Genomic DNA, 15275 nt, shown 5'->3' on the forward strand with positions numbered 1-15275 from the left:
ATCTACCTCGACATGCGCGACCGGGGCGAGGACTTCTCGGACTTCTGCTGGGGCTTCGTGGGCGGCAAGCCGATCCAGAACGCCTGGACCGCCTTCGGCGACGTGCCCGCCCAGACCCCGCTGGCCGTCGAGGTCTCCAAGGCGCTGAAGGGCAGGGGCTTCAAGTTCGTGGGGCCGGTGATCGTCTACGCCTGGATGCAGGCCGTCGGCATGGTCAACGACCACTTCACCTGCTGCTTCCGCCACGACGCGGTGAAGGGGATGGGGCGCTAGTGGCGAAAGGGCCCACCTTCACCCTCGAGAGGGCTTTCGTGGACGGCCACGTCTGCGGCGTGGACGAGGCCGGGCGCGGGCCGTGGGCCGGTCCGGTCTACGCGGGCGCGGTGATCTTCGACCCCGGCAGGCGCACGCCGAAGGGCCTGGACGACTCCAAGAAGCTCACTGCCAAGGCGCGCGAGGAGCTGGAGCTGGAGATCAAGGCCAGGTCGCTCGCCTGGGGCGTCGGCTTCGCCAGCGTCGAGGAGATCTGGGAGCACAACATCCTGCACGCCACCGGGATCGCCATGTGTCGGGCGATCGAGGCCATGGCGGTCCAGCCGACCTACGCCCTGGTGGACGGCAACTACCGCTTCAAGCTGCCGTGCGAGGTGAAGACGGTGGTTGGCGGGGACGCCAAGTCCAAGTCCATCGCCGCGGCCTCGATCCTGGCCAAGGTGGCCCGCGACCGCTGGATGACCGAGATGGACGCGCGCTACCCCGGCTACGGCTTCGCCAGCCACAAGGGCTACAACGCCCCCACCCACCTGGAGGCCCTGGTCACGCTCGGCCCCTGCGAAATCCACCGCCGCGCCTGGCGGCCGGTGAAGCTGGTGCTCGCCGGCATCGACCCCCGCGCCGTCGAGCCCGAGCAGGGCGAACTGTTCGAGTAGCGCGCAGGCGGATCGCGAAGCGAGGCGGGGATGCTCTGCCCCGAACCCCTCCCCATCGGCGCGTTGCGCCGCTGGACCTCCCCCGAGGGGGGAGGAGGGAATGCTCCCCCTCTGGGGGAGCTCGCGAAGCGAGAGGGGGTTTTCGGCCGTTGGCATCCCCACGGCGCCTGGACCCGCTGGAAAAGCTGAGGCAACCCCCGGACCGCGCGCCGGGTTGGTGGGGCATGTTCGCCGCCGCGTTCCGGACCGCCGCGCTGGTCGTCTGCGCCCTCAGCCTGGGCCTTTCGTTCGCGCACCTGCTCGAGGCGCCGCCGCGGCTCTGGGAATGGCCGGCGGACCTCTGGCGCGAGGCGACGGTGTTCCACGGCCAGTACGCCCTGTTCGCCGCCGTCGGCGGACCGGTCGAGATCCTGGGCGTCGTGCTGGCGGCCGTCGTCGCGGCGCTGGCGCTGCCGGGCCGCGAGCGCTGGACGTCGGCCGCCGCCTCGGCGGCCCTCTATGTCGCGGCGCTGGCCGTCTGGCTGCTGGTGGTGAACGCCGCCAACGGCGCCATGGCCGACTGGCGGCCCGGGCCGCTGCCGGCGGACTTCCGCGACGTCCAGCGCCGGTGGGAGGCCGGACACGCGGTCATGGCCTTCCTGAAGCTGGCCGGCTTCTCGGCGCTGGCCTGGCACGTGGCCGGTCCGCGGCGATTAACCGTCCGCACACCATCCCCGTAAACACGCCCTTCACCATATCCGACCAGGATTCTACGGTTTCCTGTCGTTTGAGGACCTTAAGCCTATGGGGCTGCCGGTTGACGCCATACTGAACGGCGACTGCCTCGAGGAGCTGGCCAGGCTCCCCGATCGCTCGGTCGATCTCGTGTTCGCCGACCCGCCCTACAACCTCCAGCTGGGCGGCGACCTGCTGCGGCCGGACAACTCCAAGGTCGACGCTGTCGACGACCACTGGGACCAGTTCGAGAGCTTCGAGGCCTACGACCGCTTCACCCGGGCCTGGCTGAAGGAATGCCGCCGCGTCCTGAAGGACGACGGCGGCCTGTGGGTCATCGGCAGCTACCACAACATCTTCCGCGTGGGCGTGGCGGTGCAGGACCTGGGCTTCTGGATCCTGAACGACATCGTGTGGCGCAAGGCCAACCCGATGCCGAACTTCAAGGGCACGCGGTTCACCAATGCGCACGAGACGCTGATCTGGGCGGCCAAGAGCCGCGGCGGGCGGCGCTACACCTTCAACTACGACGCCATGAAGATGGCCAACGACGAGCTGCAGATGCGCTCGGACTGGACCCTGCCCCTGTGCACGGGCGAGGAGCGGCTGAAGGACGAGACCGGCGCCAAGGCCCACCCCACCCAGAAGCCCGAGGCGCTGCTGCACCGGGTGATCATGGCCTCGACGAAGCCGGGCGACGTGATCCTCGATCCGTTCTTCGGCACCGGCACCACCGGCGCGGTGGCCCGCCGGCTCGGGCGCAGGTTCATCGGCATCGAGCGCGAGGCCGACTACGTGAAGGTGGCCGAGGCGCGCATCGCCCGCGTCATCCCCGCCTCGCCGGAAGAGATGGTCGTCACCGGCTCGAAGCGGTCCGAGCCGCGGGTCCCGTTCGGCCAGCTGGTGGAGGCCGGGCTCCTGCGCGCGGGCGACGTCCTCTACTGCCCCAAGGGCCGCAACGCCGCCCGCGTGCGCGCCGACGGCAGCCTGGTGGTGGGCGAGCTCTCGGGCTCGATCCACAAGGTGGGCGCGATGGTGCAGTCGGCTCCGGCCTGCAACGGCTGGACCTACTGGCACTTCAAGACGGACAAGGGCCTCGCCCCGATCGACGTGCTCAGGGCCAAGGTCCGGGCCCAGACCCCGGCCTGAACCCACGGCGGATTTCCGCTACGGCGGGACTCGACGGCATACCGGTCTTTCGGCCACCCTGACGGCCGTCGAAGCGTGGGGACCGGTGATGGGCGGGGGCGAGCGGTGAACCCGCGTATCTGGGTCCTGTCCCTCTGCACCTTCGCGTTCGGCTCCGCGGGCTTCATCTTCGCGGGCATGCTCGAGCCGATGGCGGCCGACCTCGGGGTGTCGACCGCGGTCGCCGGCCAGCTGCAGACCGCCTACGTCCTGACCTCGGCCATCCTGGGCCCGGTGGCGGCCTGGCTCCTGGGCCGGGTGGACCGCAAGTTCGTCATCCTGCTCGGGTTGTCGCTCGCGCTCGTCATGCACCTGGCCTGCGCCGCGGCGCCCAGCTTCGAGGCCCTGCTCGCCGCGCGCGCCGTGGCGGGGCTGGCGGGCGCCATGTCGGGCGCGGCGGCCAGCGTGGCGGCCGCCTCGCTCGCGCCGCCCGAGCAGCGGGGGACGGCGCTGGCCATGGTCACCGGCGGCATGACGGTGGCCTTCGTCGTCGGCATCCCCATCGGCAGCGTCGCCGGCGCGGCCTTCGGCTGGCACGCCACCTTCCTGGTCGCCGCGGCGCTGGCGGCCATCGCGCTGACCGGCGTCCTGCTGCTCCTGCCCCGCGTGCCCGCGCCGCCGAAGCGCGAGGGCGGGCGGCTGCGGATCTCGCCCATCTGGCCGCTCTACGCCACCAGCTTCCTGACCTTCGCCGGCAACATGACGCTCAACCTCTACATCGCCCCGATCGTGCGGGTCGGGGCCGGGGTGACCGGCGCGGGCGTGGCGCTGTTTCAGTCGATGATCGGCTTCGGCGCGGCGGCCGGGCTGTGGCTGGGCGGGCGGGCCGCCGACCGCGGCGCGGGCAAGGCCTGGATCCTCCAGTGCATCGGCCTGCAGGCCATCGCCATGTCCATGCACTGGTCGGCGACGCACCAGCTCGTCCCGGCGGGGCTCCCCAGCCAGCTCCTGGTGATGGGCGCGATCTTCCTGGCGGCGACGGCGCTCTTCAGCATCTCGCCGGTCACCCAGTCGCGACTGATCCAGATGACCGGCGGCGCGCCGGTGGCGCTGGCGCTGAACGGCTCGGTGTTCTCGCTCGGCCAGGCCTGGGGCTCGACCCTGGGCGGGATCGCCCTGGCGACCTGGGGCGTGCCCGCGATTCCCGCGGCGGCGCTGATGATGTCATTCACCGCCTTCGCGATCCTCAGCCTGGCGCTCCAGAGCGACCGGCCACGCTAGACCCAAACCTAAAGCAGGTTGGTGAGGCCGCTCCTGGCGGCCTTCAGGAACACGCTGGGCAGCGCGTCCAGGTCGCGGCGCGGGCTCCAGATCAGGCCGTCGGACGCGCCGCCGCCGCCCTCCGCCCGCAGCAGCTGCAGCGTCAGGGTGAAGTGGGTGAAGCCGTGCTCCACCTCGCCGACGCCGCGCCAGTCGGCCGCGGCCGGCGCGGCGGCCAGCGCCTCGGCATGCGTCCACCGCTCGGCGCGCCAGTCGGTGGTGGGCAGCGCCAGCATGCCGCCCAGCAGGCCCTTCGGCGGCCGGCGGACGAGCGCGATCCGGTCGTCGCGGGTCAGGACGTAGGCGACGCCGTGGCGGTGCGGCCGCTCCACCTTGGCGGCCTTGCGCGGGAAGGTCTCGGGCGCGCCGCTCGCCAGTCCCGCGCAGTGGCCGGCGATGGGACAGCGGTCGCAGAGCGGCGCCTTGGGCCGGCACACGGTGGCGCCCAGGTCCATCAGCGCCTGCGCCCAGTCGCCGGGGCGCTCCGCGGTCACCAGGCCCGCCGCCAGGCGCTTCAGCTCGGGCTTGGCGTCGGGCAGCGGCGCCTCGACCGCGAACAGCCGCGCCATCACCCGTTCCACATTGCCGTCGACGACGTTGGTCGGCCGGTCGAAGGCGATCGCCCCCACGGCCGCCGCCGTGTAGGGGCCGAGGCCCGGCAGGGCGCGCAGGCCTTCCTCGGTGTCGGGGAACACCCCGCCGTGGTCCCGCGCCACCGCCCGCGCGCAGGCCAGCAGGTTGCGGGCCCGGGCGTAGTAGCCCAGGCCCGCCCAGGCGGCCATGACGTCCCCATCGTCGGCGTCGGCGAGGTCGACCACCGTGGGCCAGCGGGCGGTGAACTTCAGGAAGTAGGGCGCGGCGTGCGGCACCGTGGTCTGCTGCAGCATCACCTCCGACAGCCAGACGCGGTAGGGGTCGGCCCGGACGCCGGACGCATGGTCCCGCGGGCCCACCCGCCACGGCAGCGTGCGCGCGTTGGCGTCGTACCAGGCCAGGAGTCGGGCGCGGAGCGCGTCGGTCGTCACGAACCCTCCTTAGCGTCATCGCGGGCGCCGCGCAGCGTCTATCCGGGACCCCGGGATGACGGCTAAAGAGAGGGCATGCGGCGGCGGCTCCCGACCCTCGAAGAAGCGCGTGCGATCCTCGCCGCCAAGCGCACGCGCCCGCAGCGGCGCCCGCCGCCGCCGGCGGGCCGGGCCCTGAACCGCTACGTCAAGGAGCTCGACGGCCGGTTCGGCCAGGGCGCGAGCGCGCTCGCGGCCCGCTGGCGCGAGATCGTGGGGCCCGAGATCGCCCGGCGGACCGAGCCGGTGAAGCTGGTGCGCGGCCGCGCCGGCGGTCCCTCGTCGCTGGAGATCCGGGTGGCCGGGCCGGCCGCGGCCATCATCCAGCACCAGGCCCACGAGGTGCTGGCGCGGGTGAACGTCTTCCTGGGGCCCGAGGCCGTGCAGAAGCTGCGGATCGTCCAGGGCCCGCTGCAGCGTCGCGAACCGCCGCCGCCCGCCCGCCGCGCCGCGCCGCTGGACGCCGCGCTCGAGGCCGACCTGGCGCGGAGCCTCGCCGGGACGCCCGACGGCAAGCTGAAGGACGCCCTTCTCAAGCTCGGCCGCGGCGTCCTGCGCCGGGGGCGCTAGCGTCGGGCGCCGCAGGCGCAGTCCCGTTGAACCGCGAGCCTTGTTTGTCCACGAATGAACACGAAGGACACGAATGGCCGCGGAGGGACCCAGGCCCCATTCGTGTGCATTCATTCGTGGTTCGCTTGGCGCTTCGCGCGGGCGACGGCCCGGCCGACCCGCACAGACGGGCCGCGGAATGGCGCCCGTCCGAGTTGACTTAAATCCGCCGTGGTCCCATCCGCAGCCTGAGCCTGCGGGGCGCGCCGAAGGGGGCGCCTTGGGCCGCGCGGGAATCGCGCTTTAATCCTTTGTTCAGAACTGCCGGAAGGTCATCGATGTCGAACCTCACCCGCCGTCTCCTGATGGCCGTCGCCGCCGCTGGCGGGGCCCTGGCGCTGGCCGGCTGCAACCAGGGCGTCGGAGGCGGAAGCGCCGCCACGGGCGACGCCATGACCATGGGCGACCCCAACGCCAAGGTGCACATGGAGGAGTACGCCTCCACCACCTGCAGCCACTGCGGCGACTTCAACAACCAGGTCTTCGGCCAGTTCAAGGCCAAGTACATCGACACCGGCAAGGTGCGCTACACGCTGCACGAGTTCCTGACGCCGCCCGAGGCCGTGGCCGCCGCCGGCTTCCTGACCGCCCGCTGCGCCGGCAAGGACAAGTACTTCGCCGTCATCGACGCCCTGTTCCACAGCCAGGCCGAGATGTTCGCCACCGGCGACGCCCGCGGCACGCTGCTCAAGGTGGCCCAGTCGGCCGGGATGAACGAGGAGCAGTTCAACAAGTGCGTGTCCGACGAGGCGGCCAACAAGGCTCTGTCCGACCGCGTCCAGGCCTCGATCAAGAACCGAAACATCAGCTCCACCCCCACCTTCTTCTTCAACGGCAAGAAGGTGAAGGAAGGCGCGATGACCATGGAAGAGCTGGACGCCGCCGTGGCCGAGGCCTCGAAGTAGGGTGGCCGCGCTCACCCGCCGCGCCGCGCTCGTGACGGCGGCCGCCGCCGGTCTTGCCGCGGCGCCGGCGTGGTCGGCGGTCAAGGCCGCGCCGGGCGACATGAGCCTGGGCGATCCCAAGGCGCCGGTCCACGTGGTCGAGTACCTGTCGCTGACCTGCCCGCACTGCGCCCACTTCCACGCCGACGTCTTCCCGGCCTTCAAGGCCAGGTACATCGACACGGGCCGCGTCTACTTCACGGTTCGCGAGTTGCTGACCGCGCCCGCGAACGTGGCGGCCGCGGGCGTGCTCATGGCCCGCTGCAAGGGTGACGCGGCGACCTACTTCCGGATCGTCGATCAGGTCTTCCGGAGCCAGGCGCGCTGGCAGCAGGGCAGCATCAAGCCGCTGTTCCTGGAGATCGCCCGGCAGAACGGCCTGACCGAGGCGCAGTTCGAGGCGTGCCTCGTGGACGAGAAGGCCAGCGAGGCGCTGCAGGCCCGGCTCGAGTACGCCACCGGGACCGACAAGGTGACGGGCACGCCGACCTTCTTCGTCAACGGCGTCCTGCTGCCGAACCAGACCGTGCCCACCCTGGCCGAGCTCGACGCGGCCATCGCCCGGGCGCTCAAGCTGGCCGGGAGGCGCTAGGGGCGTGCACTTCCAGCGGCTCAGGCTCGCGGGTTTCAAGTCCTTCGTCGAACCGACGGAGTTTCGCATCGAGCCCGGGCTCACGGGCATCGTGGGCCCCAACGGCTGCGGCAAGTCCAACCTGCTGGAAGCGCTGCGCTGGGTGATGGGCGCGAATTCCGCCAAGGCCATGCGGGCCGGCGGCATGGACGACGTCATCTTCGCCGGCGCCTCGAACCGCCCGGCGCGCAACCACGCCGAGGTCTCGCTCACCATCGACAACGCCGACCGGCGCGCGCCGGCCGCCTTCAACGACCATCCGGTGCTCGAGGTGGTGCGGCGCATCGACCGCGGCGCGGGCTCGACCTACCGGATCAACGGGCGCGAGGTCCGCGCGCGCGACGTCCAGCTCCTGTTCGCCGACGCCTCGACCGGCGCCAGTTCGCCCGCCCTCGTCCGGCAGGGCCAGATCTCGGAACTCATCGCCGCCAAGCCGCAGAACCGCCGCCTGATCCTGGAAGAGGCGGCCGGCGTCTCGGGCCTTCATTCCCGCCGCCACGAGGCCGAGCTGCGGCTGCGGGCGGCGGAGACGAACCTCACGCGCCTCGACGACGTGGCCCGCGAGCTCGAGGCCAACCTGGGGCGGCTGAAGCGCGAGGCGCGCGCAGCCGAGCGCTACAAGAAGCTGTCCGCCGAGATCCGCGCCCTGCAGGGCGCCGTGCTCGTGGCCAAGTGGACCGAGGCCAAGGCCGCGGCCGAGCGGATCGCCGCCGAGGCGCGGGCCGCCGTGCGGGCGGTCGAGGAGACCGCGCGGGCGGCCGCCGGGGCGACCACGCGCGCCGCCGAGGCCGAGGCCGCGCTGAAGCCGCTGCGCGAGGCCGAGACGGTGGCCGCCGCCATCCTGCACAAGCTGGCCATCGACAAGGACCGTCTCGACCGGGAGGCCGAGGCCCACGCCGTCGAGCTGGCTCGCCTGACCGGAGACGTCGAGCGGATCGACGGCGACCGCGCCCGCGAGGGGCACATCACCGAGGACGCCGAGGTGGCGCTGAAGCGCCTGGCCGACGACCTCGCCGCGCTGGAGGCCCAGATCGCCGCGGCGCCCGAGCGCGGTCCCGAGCTCGAGGCGGCGGCGAAGGCGGCCGAGGCGGCGCGGGCGGCGGCCGACGCCGAGGTCGAGCAGCTCGCCGCCGAGCTGGCCGCCCACGAGGCCCAGCGGCGCGCCGCGCAGGCGCGCATCGACGAGGCGCAGACGCGGGTCGCCCGCACGCGGCGGGCGCTGGATCAGGCGCGGCAGGAACGCCAGGCCCTGGGCCCGGCGCTGAACCCGCAGGCGGCCCAGGCCCGGGCCGACTTCGAGGCCGCCGAGCAGGCGCTGGCCGCGGCCCGGTCCGCGCTGGAGCTGGCCGAGGACGAGCGCACGAAGGCCAACGAGGCCGAGGCGCTGGCGCGCGAGGCTTCGCGCAGGCAGGACGAGCACCTGGGCCGCCTGACCGCCGAGGCGCGGGCCCTGGCCGCCCTCGTCGCCCAGGCGAAGCGCGGCGGCTTCGCCCCAGCGCTCGAATCCGTTTCGCCCGACCGCGGCTACGAGCGCGCGCTCGCCGCGGCCTTGGGCGACGACCTGGACGCCGCGCTCGATCCCGCCGCTCCTGCGCACTGGGGCGGCCGCGAGATTCCCGCGCCGGCCTGGCCGCAGGGCGCCACGCCGCTCGCGCCGCTGGTGAAGGTCCCGGCGGCGCTCCGGGCGCGTCTCGCCTATGTGGCGCTGGTGGACCGCGCCGACGGCGACCGGCTGCAGAAGACGTTGCCGGCCGGCGCGCGGCTGGTGTCCGTGGAGGGGGATCTCTGGCGCTGGGACGGCTTCACGGCGCGCGCCGAGGCGCCGAAGCCCGCCGCGGTGCGCCTGGAGCAGAAGACCCGGCTGGCCGAGGTCGAGGCCGAGATCGAGGGGCTGGAGCCCAGGGCCCGCGCCGCCCGCGAAGCCGCCGCCGCCGCCCAGGCCCGCGTCCGCGCCGCCGACGAGGCCCTGCGCGCCGCCCGCCGCGAGCCGCCGCTCCTCGAGCAGAAGGCGTCGCAGGCGCGCTCGGCGCTGGAGCGGTACGACCGCGAGGCGGCGCTGAAGGCCCAGCGCGCGGCGTCGCTGGACGACCTGATCGGGCGGTTCGAGGCCGAGTTCGCCGAGCACGAGCAGGCGCTGGCCGCCGTGACCGCCGAGGCCGAAGGGCCGGGCGAGGCGGACGACCTGGTGGCGCGTCTGGCGGCTGCGCGCGGCGCGGCGGGCCCCGCGCGGGAGGGGGCGGCCCAGGCGCGGGCGGCCTACGAGATGGAAATCCGCGAGCGCAACGGCCGCACCGGCCGGCTCGAGACCCTGAAGCGCGAGCACGAGGACTGGAGCCGCCGCGCCGCCGCCGCCGCCCGGCGGGTGGCGCAGCTGGACGACGCGCGGGGGAAGGCCGCCGCGGCGCTCGCGGCCGTGCAGGACGCGCCGTCCACGCTGGAGGCGCGCAAGGTCGCGCTGCTGGACGAGCTGGCCACGGCCGAGGCGCGCCGCGCGAAGACCTCCGACGCCCTGGCCGCGGCCGAGCACGAGCGCGCCGAGGCCGATCGGGCGCTCCGGGCGACCGAGGCCGCCGCCTCCGAGGCCCGCGAGCTGCGCGCCAGCCTTTCGGCCCACGCCGAGGCCGCCGCCCAGCGGCTGGCCGAGGTCTCGGCCAACATCCGCGAAGCCGCGCGCATGGAGCCCGAGGCGCTCGCGCGCAAGCTCGCCGACGAGGCGGTGGCGGTCCCGGCCGACGCCGAGGGCATGGAGGCGCACCTCTTCAACCTCGAGCGCCAGCGCGAGGCGATCGGCCCCGTCAACCTGCGCGCCGAGGAGGAGGCCGGCGAGCTCGCCGCCCGCCTCGAAGGCATGAACCACGAGCGCGCCGACCTGACCGGCGCCATCGCCCGCCTGCGCCAGGGGATCGACGAGCTGAACCACGAGGGCCGGGAGCGGCTGACGGCCGCCTTCGGCGTCATCAACGAGCACTTCAAGACCCTGTTCGAGACGCTCTTCCAGGGCGGCCAGGCCGAGCTGCGGCTGGTGGAATCAGACGACCCGCTGGAGGCGGGCCTGGAGATCTACGCCTGCCCGCCGGGCAAGCGGCTCGCCACCATGAGCCTGATGAGCGGCGGCGAGCAGGCGCTGACGGCCAGCGCGCTCATCTTCGCGGTGTTCCTGGCCCAGCCGTCGCCCATCTGCGTGCTCGACGAGGTGGACGCCCCGCTCGACGACGCCAACGTCGACCGCTTTTGCAACATGCTGGACGAGATGTGCCGCAAGACCGAGACGCGGTTCATCGTCATCACCCACAACCCGGTGACCATGGCCCGCACCGACCGGCTGTTCGGGGTCACCATGGCCGAGCGCGGCGTCTCCCAGCTGGTCTCGGTGGACCTGCGCCAGGCCGAGGCGATGGCGGCGCAGTAGCCGTCCCGTCGTCCCCCGGCTTTCCCGTGCGGCAACGGCGGACGTTCTGCCACACCCTCAATTTTCCTCATTATATCAGTGACTTATATACTTCCCAACCAGCCTTGACGCACTGCACACGGCTCTATAGGTTCCGCGCGACCTGAAGCCCCCGCCGTGGCGGCGACGTGGCGGTCGAAAGGCCTTCCCACGAATGCCCCTTCCGGACGAGCCGAACGCCGAGGCGAACAGCCTCGACCGACGGATCGCCGCGGCCGAGGCGGCGCAGGCCCGCAAGGCGAGCGGCGACTCGCACCGGGCCATGGCGCAGGGTTACCGCTTCCTTGGAGAAGTGGTCGGTGGGGTGTTCATGGGCGCCGCTCTCGGCTGGCTCGCTGACCGCTTCATCACACCTGAGCCCCTGGGTCTGGTCTTCGGACTGTTCCTGGGCGCCGGGCTTTCGATTTTCGTGGCGGTCCGCACCGCCGCGCGGACGCAGAAACGAGACGCGGCGAAGGCCGGGCCCCTGCCCAGCGTTCCCGACGAGGATGAGGACTAGAGGACGAGATGGCTGAAGGGCCGAAGATCGACCCGATGCACCAGTTCCTGATCCAGAAGATCTGGGACGGTCCGGTCTTCCAGGTGGGCGGCGTCACGTTCGACATGGCGATCACCAACGCGGTCGTGGCCATGTGGGTCGGCGCCGCGGTGCTGGTCGCCTTCTTCCTGCTCACGGCCCGCGGCCAGATCGTCCCCAACCGCGCCCAGGCGGCCGTGGAGGGGCTCTACAACATCGTCGACAGGGTGCTCGTCACCCCGATCATCGGGCCGCACGGCCGACCCTACATCCCCTACCTCTTCACCCTCTTCTGCGTGATCTTCGTGCTGAACCTGATGGGCGTCGTGCTCTCGGTCTTCAGCCTGGTCGGCGTGACTGCGACCTTCACAGTCACCTCGCAGCTTGCGGTCACCGCCACGCTCGCGGTCCTCACCTTCTTCAGCGTCTTCATCCTGGGCTTCATCAAGCACGGGCCGAAGTTCCTGACACTCTTCTGGGTGCCCGGCATGGGCGTGGCCGGCGGCGCGGCCATGGTGGTGATCGAGATGATCTCCTACTTCGTCCGCCCGGTGACGCTCGCCATGCGTCTCTTCGGCAACATGCTGGGCGGCCACGTGGTGCTCAGCCTGTTCGGCTCGTTCGTCGTGGCCCTGGGCCTGGCGGGCATGTCGGGCGGCCTGTCGAGCCTGCTCTTCGTGCCCAGCGCGCTTTCCTTCGCCATGATCGTCGGTCTCACCGGCCTCGAGCTGATCGTCGCCCTCCTGCAGGCCTTCGTCTTCACGGCGCTGGCCACGGTGTACCTCAACGAGGTCGTGAACTTCGGTCACGGCCACTGATCCAACCCAACAAGCTCATTCGAGAGGACTAGAACCAATGGAAGCTGAAGCCGCCAAGCTGATCGGCGCGGGCCTCGCCACGTCGGGCATGATCGGGGCCGGTGTCGGCCTGGGCTCGCTGTTCGGCAACTACCTGCAGGCCGCGATCCGCAACCCGTCGGCCGCCGCCAGCCAGCAGACGATGCTGTTCCTGGGCATGGCGCTGACCGAAACCATGGGCCTGTTCAGCTTCGTCGTGTCGCTGATCATCCTGTTCGGCTGATCCACGGACAAGGCAGGGCTCCGCCGCCATGGCGATGCAAGCTGAAGACCACGGGCCGGCCCAAGGCCATGGCGCGGGGACCACGGACCCCGGCCTGACGCCGGGCGCCGCCCCCGCCTCGCCCGGACACGAAGGCGTGGCCCCCGGCGCGCATGGCGCCGCCGAGGCACATGCCGAAGGCGGGCTGCCGCAGTTCGACTTCGCACAGTGGCCGGGCCAGATCGCCTGGTTCCTGATCGTCTTCTTCGCCCTGATGGCGTTCATCCGCTTCTTCGCGGCGCCGAAGGTGGGGGGCACGATCGAGGCTCGCGAGGCCAAGATCAGCGGCGACATCGCCGAGGCCCGCCGGATGAAGGAAGAGGCCGACGCCCAGGCGCAGGCCGCCGCCGCCGAGGCCGCCCAGGCCCGCGCGGGGGCCCAGCGCGTGGCCGCGGAGGCCCGGGCCAAGGCGCAGGCCGAGATCGCCGCCCGTCTCGCCGAGGAGGAGGCCAAGCTGGCCGCCGCCGGCGCCGAGGCCGAGGCGCGCATCGCCAAGGCCCGCGAACAGGCGATGACCAACGTCGCCGGCATCGCCGGAGACACCGCCCAGGCGATCGTCGCCAAGCTGACGGGCAAGCCGGCCACCGCCGCCGAACTCGCCGGCGCGGCCAAGGGGTAAGCGATGAACCTGCTGCTCGACTCCCACTTCTGGGTCGCCGTCGCCTTCCTCGTGTTCCTCGGCGTCCTGGCGGCCGCCGGCGTGCACCGCCTAGTCTGGAAGATGCTGGGCGACGCCGGCGCCAAGGTCCAGGCCCAGCTCGACGAGGCCCAGGCTCTGCGCGACGAGGCCCAGGCCCTGCTCGCCCAGGTCAAGGCCCAGAAGGAAGCGTCCGACAAGCTGGCGGCCGAGATGCTGGCCAACGCGCAGGAGGAGGCCCAGCGCCTTCAGGCCGAGGCCCAGACGAAGCTCGCCGAACAGCTCCAACGCCGCGGCCAGATGGCCGAGCGCAAGATCGCCCAGGCCGAGGCCCAGGCCGCCGCCGAGGTTCGCGCCGCGGCCGCCGAGCTCGCGGCCCAGATGGCCGAGCAGGTGCTGACCACGCGTCTGGCCGGCGCCAAGTCCGACCCGCTGATCGACAAGGCGATCGGCCAGCTGGCGGGCAAGCTGCAATAGACTGACGAGACCGGGCCGTCCGCCCCTTCAGCCTGGCTGAAGCGGCGGCCCGCGGCCGGACGGCGGCGTTGGGGAACGCCCGCCGCCCGCGACCTGTCCACGAACCCCGCGATCCACGCACGATCCGCCCGCGCCGCCTTCCGCTCTGGGGAGAAGGCCGCGTCGCCGGCTCGAAGGATCCCGGGGTTCGTGGACACCCCGCTCCCCATCACTCCAACCGCCGTCATCCTGGTTTGCCGCGGAGCGGTGGGCCGGCCGCTTAACCGCAGAGGTCGCGGAGGAGGCGCGGAGGGCGCCGCGCTCTGCGTTCTTCTCTGCGCCCTTCGCGGTTCGATCGAGCGCCTGCGGTGTCCGCGGAGTGGGCCGACGTTCTTGAGATTCTAGTGCTCCCCCGCGGAGCGACGGGCGGAGGGGGCGAGCGGCCGGCATTGGAAAATCGGCCTTGTTGGGTCCAGCGGTTGAGGCTTGCGCCCTCCACCCCCCGCTCTCCGGCCGGCCGTCCCCCTCCCGCCGTCGCTGCCGTGACGGGGGAGGTAAGCGTCGCGCCGAGGGGGCTCAGGCCCGCCGCGCCGCTCCGCCGCCCGGACGCTTGCGAGCGAAGTCGACGAAGGCCTTGAAGGCGGCGGTCGGGTTGCGCCGGCTCGGGTAGTAGAGGCAGAGCGGCGGCATGGTGGGGGTCCAGTCCTCCAGCACGGCTTCGAGGCGGCTCTGTTCGATGTCCTCGCGCACGTCGGATTCCATCGCGAGCGTGAGGCCGCATGATGCGAGGGCCGCGGTGCGGGCGAGGGTCGCCTCGTCCAGCGTGGCGGGACCCGTGACGTCGATGTGGACGGATCGGCCGTCCTTCTCGAACGGCCAGCGATGGATCGCGCCGTTGGGAAGCCGGACGCGGAAGCAGGCGTGCTTCGCCAGGTCCTGCGGTATCGCGGGCCTGCCGTGGGCCTCGAAGTAGGCGGGCGTGCCGACCACCACATTGCGCCGCGCGGCGCCGATGGGGATGGCGATCATGTCGGCCGGTACGAGGTCGGCGCTCCTGACGCCCAGGTCGAAACCTCCGGCGACGATATCGACCAGCCGCCCTTCCGTGACGACGTCGACATGGACCTGCGGATAGCGTTGCAGGAACGGCAGCACCAGCGTTCCGAAGATCTCGCGCGCCGCCGTCGGGAAGGCGTTGATGCGCAGGGTCCCCGACGGCGTCGCCTGCTGCGAGCGGGCGGCCTCGATGGCGTCGTGGATGTCCTGCAGCGCCGGCCCGACCTGCGCGATGAAGTTCTGCCCCGCCTCGGTGAGCGAGACGCTTCGCGTCGTGCGATTGAACAGCCGGACGCCCAGCCGCCGCTCCAGCTTGTTGACGGCGTTGCTGAGGGCGCTGGTCGACATCCCGAGCTCGAGCGCCGCCGCGCGGAACTTTCCCCAGCGCGCGATCGCGAGCACGGCGTCCAACTCGGTGAGGGGGCTTTGGGTCATTGTCCCGATAGTCGTAACACGTCGTCCTCGTTTGTCCCGATTATCGGCTGAATGGTCGACGCCTAGGTTGGCGGGATCGCGAACCCAGGGCGCCGGATGGTCGGCTTCATGGGCGCGGATGGAACTGCACGGAGACACTCATGCCCATCGAGCTGCCATCCCCGATCCGAACATATGTCGCGGCCAACGCGCGCCTCGACGCCGACGGCATGCTCTCGGCCTTCGCCGACGACGCGGTCGTGTCCGACGAGGCCCGCCGCCACGCCGG

General features: G+C 72.4%; 16 protein-coding genes. 14 read left to right on the top strand and 2 right to left on the bottom strand.

Annotated elements, in window-relative coordinates; genetic code table 11:
* The 5 genes from JNK30_RS20910 to JNK30_RS20930 form a co-directional block, all read left to right on the top strand.
* The coding region (locus tag JNK30_RS20910; protein ID WP_293485358.1) for a DNA-3-methyladenine glycosylase I at positions 1–273 on the top strand (273 nt) is incomplete at its 5' end.
* Positions 273–929 carry a ribonuclease HII gene (locus JNK30_RS20915; RefSeq protein WP_293485360.1) on the top strand — a complete coding sequence of 219 codons (657 nt, stop codon included), beginning with the start codon at positions 273–275 and terminating at the stop codon, positions 927–929. The genes JNK30_RS20910 and JNK30_RS20915, both read left to right, overlap by 1 nt.
* A gap of 224 nt (positions 930–1153) precedes the next feature.
* Positions 1154–1648, top strand: a complete 495-nt coding sequence (locus JNK30_RS20920) for a hypothetical protein (RefSeq protein WP_293485362.1) — start codon at positions 1154–1156, stop codon at positions 1646–1648.
* Between the two features lie 64 nt (positions 1649–1712).
* Positions 1713–2792 carry a site-specific DNA-methyltransferase gene (locus tag JNK30_RS20925; RefSeq protein WP_293485364.1) on the top strand — a complete coding sequence of 360 codons (1080 nt, stop codon included), beginning with the start codon at positions 1713–1715 and terminating at the stop codon, positions 2790–2792.
* Between the two features lie 105 nt (positions 2793–2897).
* Positions 2898–4052, top strand: coding sequence for an MFS transporter (locus JNK30_RS20930; protein ID WP_293485366.1), 1155 nt, complete (start codon positions 2898–2900; stop codon positions 4050–4052).
* Between the two features lie 8 nt (positions 4053–4060).
* Here the strand turns inward: JNK30_RS20930 and mutY are convergent, their stop codons facing one another.
* Positions 4061–5116 (bottom strand): A/G-specific adenine glycosylase, encoded by a 1056-nt coding sequence (mutY, locus tag JNK30_RS20935; protein ID WP_293485368.1) that lies wholly within the window; start codon positions 5114–5116, stop codon positions 4061–4063.
* A 75-nt stretch (positions 5117–5191) separates the two neighbouring features.
* Between mutY and JNK30_RS20940 the strand changes: the two genes are divergently transcribed.
* The 9 genes from JNK30_RS20940 to JNK30_RS20980 all read left to right on the top strand — a co-directional run bounded on the left by JNK30_RS20940 (position 5192) and on the right by JNK30_RS20980 (position 13537).
* Positions 5192–5725, top strand: coding sequence for a DUF721 domain-containing protein (locus JNK30_RS20940; RefSeq protein WP_293485369.1), 534 nt, complete (start codon positions 5192–5194; stop codon positions 5723–5725).
* Between the two features lie 317 nt (positions 5726–6042).
* On the top strand, positions 6043–6669 hold the full coding sequence (locus tag JNK30_RS20945; RefSeq protein WP_293485371.1) for a DsbA family protein: 627 nt from the start codon (positions 6043–6045) through the stop codon (positions 6667–6669).
* A gap of 1 nt (position 6670) precedes the next feature.
* Entirely contained in the window at positions 6671–7300 is a 630-nt protein-coding gene (locus tag JNK30_RS20950; RefSeq protein ID WP_293485373.1) for a DsbA family protein, read from the top strand.
* Between the two features lie 4 nt (positions 7301–7304).
* Complete coding sequence (gene smc / locus JNK30_RS20955) at positions 7305–10748, top strand: chromosome segregation protein SMC (protein ID WP_293485375.1); 3444 nt, start codon at positions 7305–7307, stop codon at positions 10746–10748.
* 193 nt (positions 10749–10941) lie between these two features.
* Positions 10942–11286, top strand: coding sequence for an AtpZ/AtpI family protein (locus JNK30_RS20960; protein ID WP_293485377.1), 345 nt, complete (start codon positions 10942–10944; stop codon positions 11284–11286).
* Positions 11287–11294: 8 nt separating this feature from the next.
* Positions 11295–12122, top strand: coding sequence for a F0F1 ATP synthase subunit A (locus JNK30_RS20965; RefSeq protein WP_293485380.1), 828 nt, complete (start codon positions 11295–11297; stop codon positions 12120–12122).
* 37 nt (positions 12123–12159) lie between these two features.
* Complete coding sequence (locus JNK30_RS20970) at positions 12160–12384, top strand: F0F1 ATP synthase subunit C (protein ID WP_293364508.1); 225 nt, start codon at positions 12160–12162, stop codon at positions 12382–12384.
* Positions 12385–12412: 28 nt separating this feature from the next.
* Positions 12413–13042 carry a hypothetical protein gene (locus JNK30_RS20975; protein WP_293485382.1) on the top strand — a complete coding sequence of 210 codons (630 nt, stop codon included), beginning with the start codon at positions 12413–12415 and terminating at the stop codon, positions 13040–13042.
* Between the two features lie 3 nt (positions 13043–13045).
* On the top strand, positions 13046–13537 hold the full coding sequence (locus JNK30_RS20980; RefSeq protein ID WP_293485384.1) for an ATP F0F1 synthase subunit B: 492 nt from the start codon (positions 13046–13048) through the stop codon (positions 13535–13537).
* A 555-nt stretch (positions 13538–14092) separates the two neighbouring features.
* Here JNK30_RS20980 and JNK30_RS20985 read toward each other — a convergent pair.
* A complete protein-coding gene (locus tag JNK30_RS20985; RefSeq protein WP_293485386.1) occupies positions 14093–15007 on the bottom strand; it encodes a LysR family transcriptional regulator in 915 nt (304 codons plus the stop codon).
* Positions 15008–15275: the final 268 nt, after the last annotated feature.

Source organism: Phenylobacterium sp. (assembly GCF_016793225.1).
Classification (GTDB): Bacteria; Pseudomonadota; Alphaproteobacteria; order Caulobacterales; family Caulobacteraceae; genus Phenylobacterium.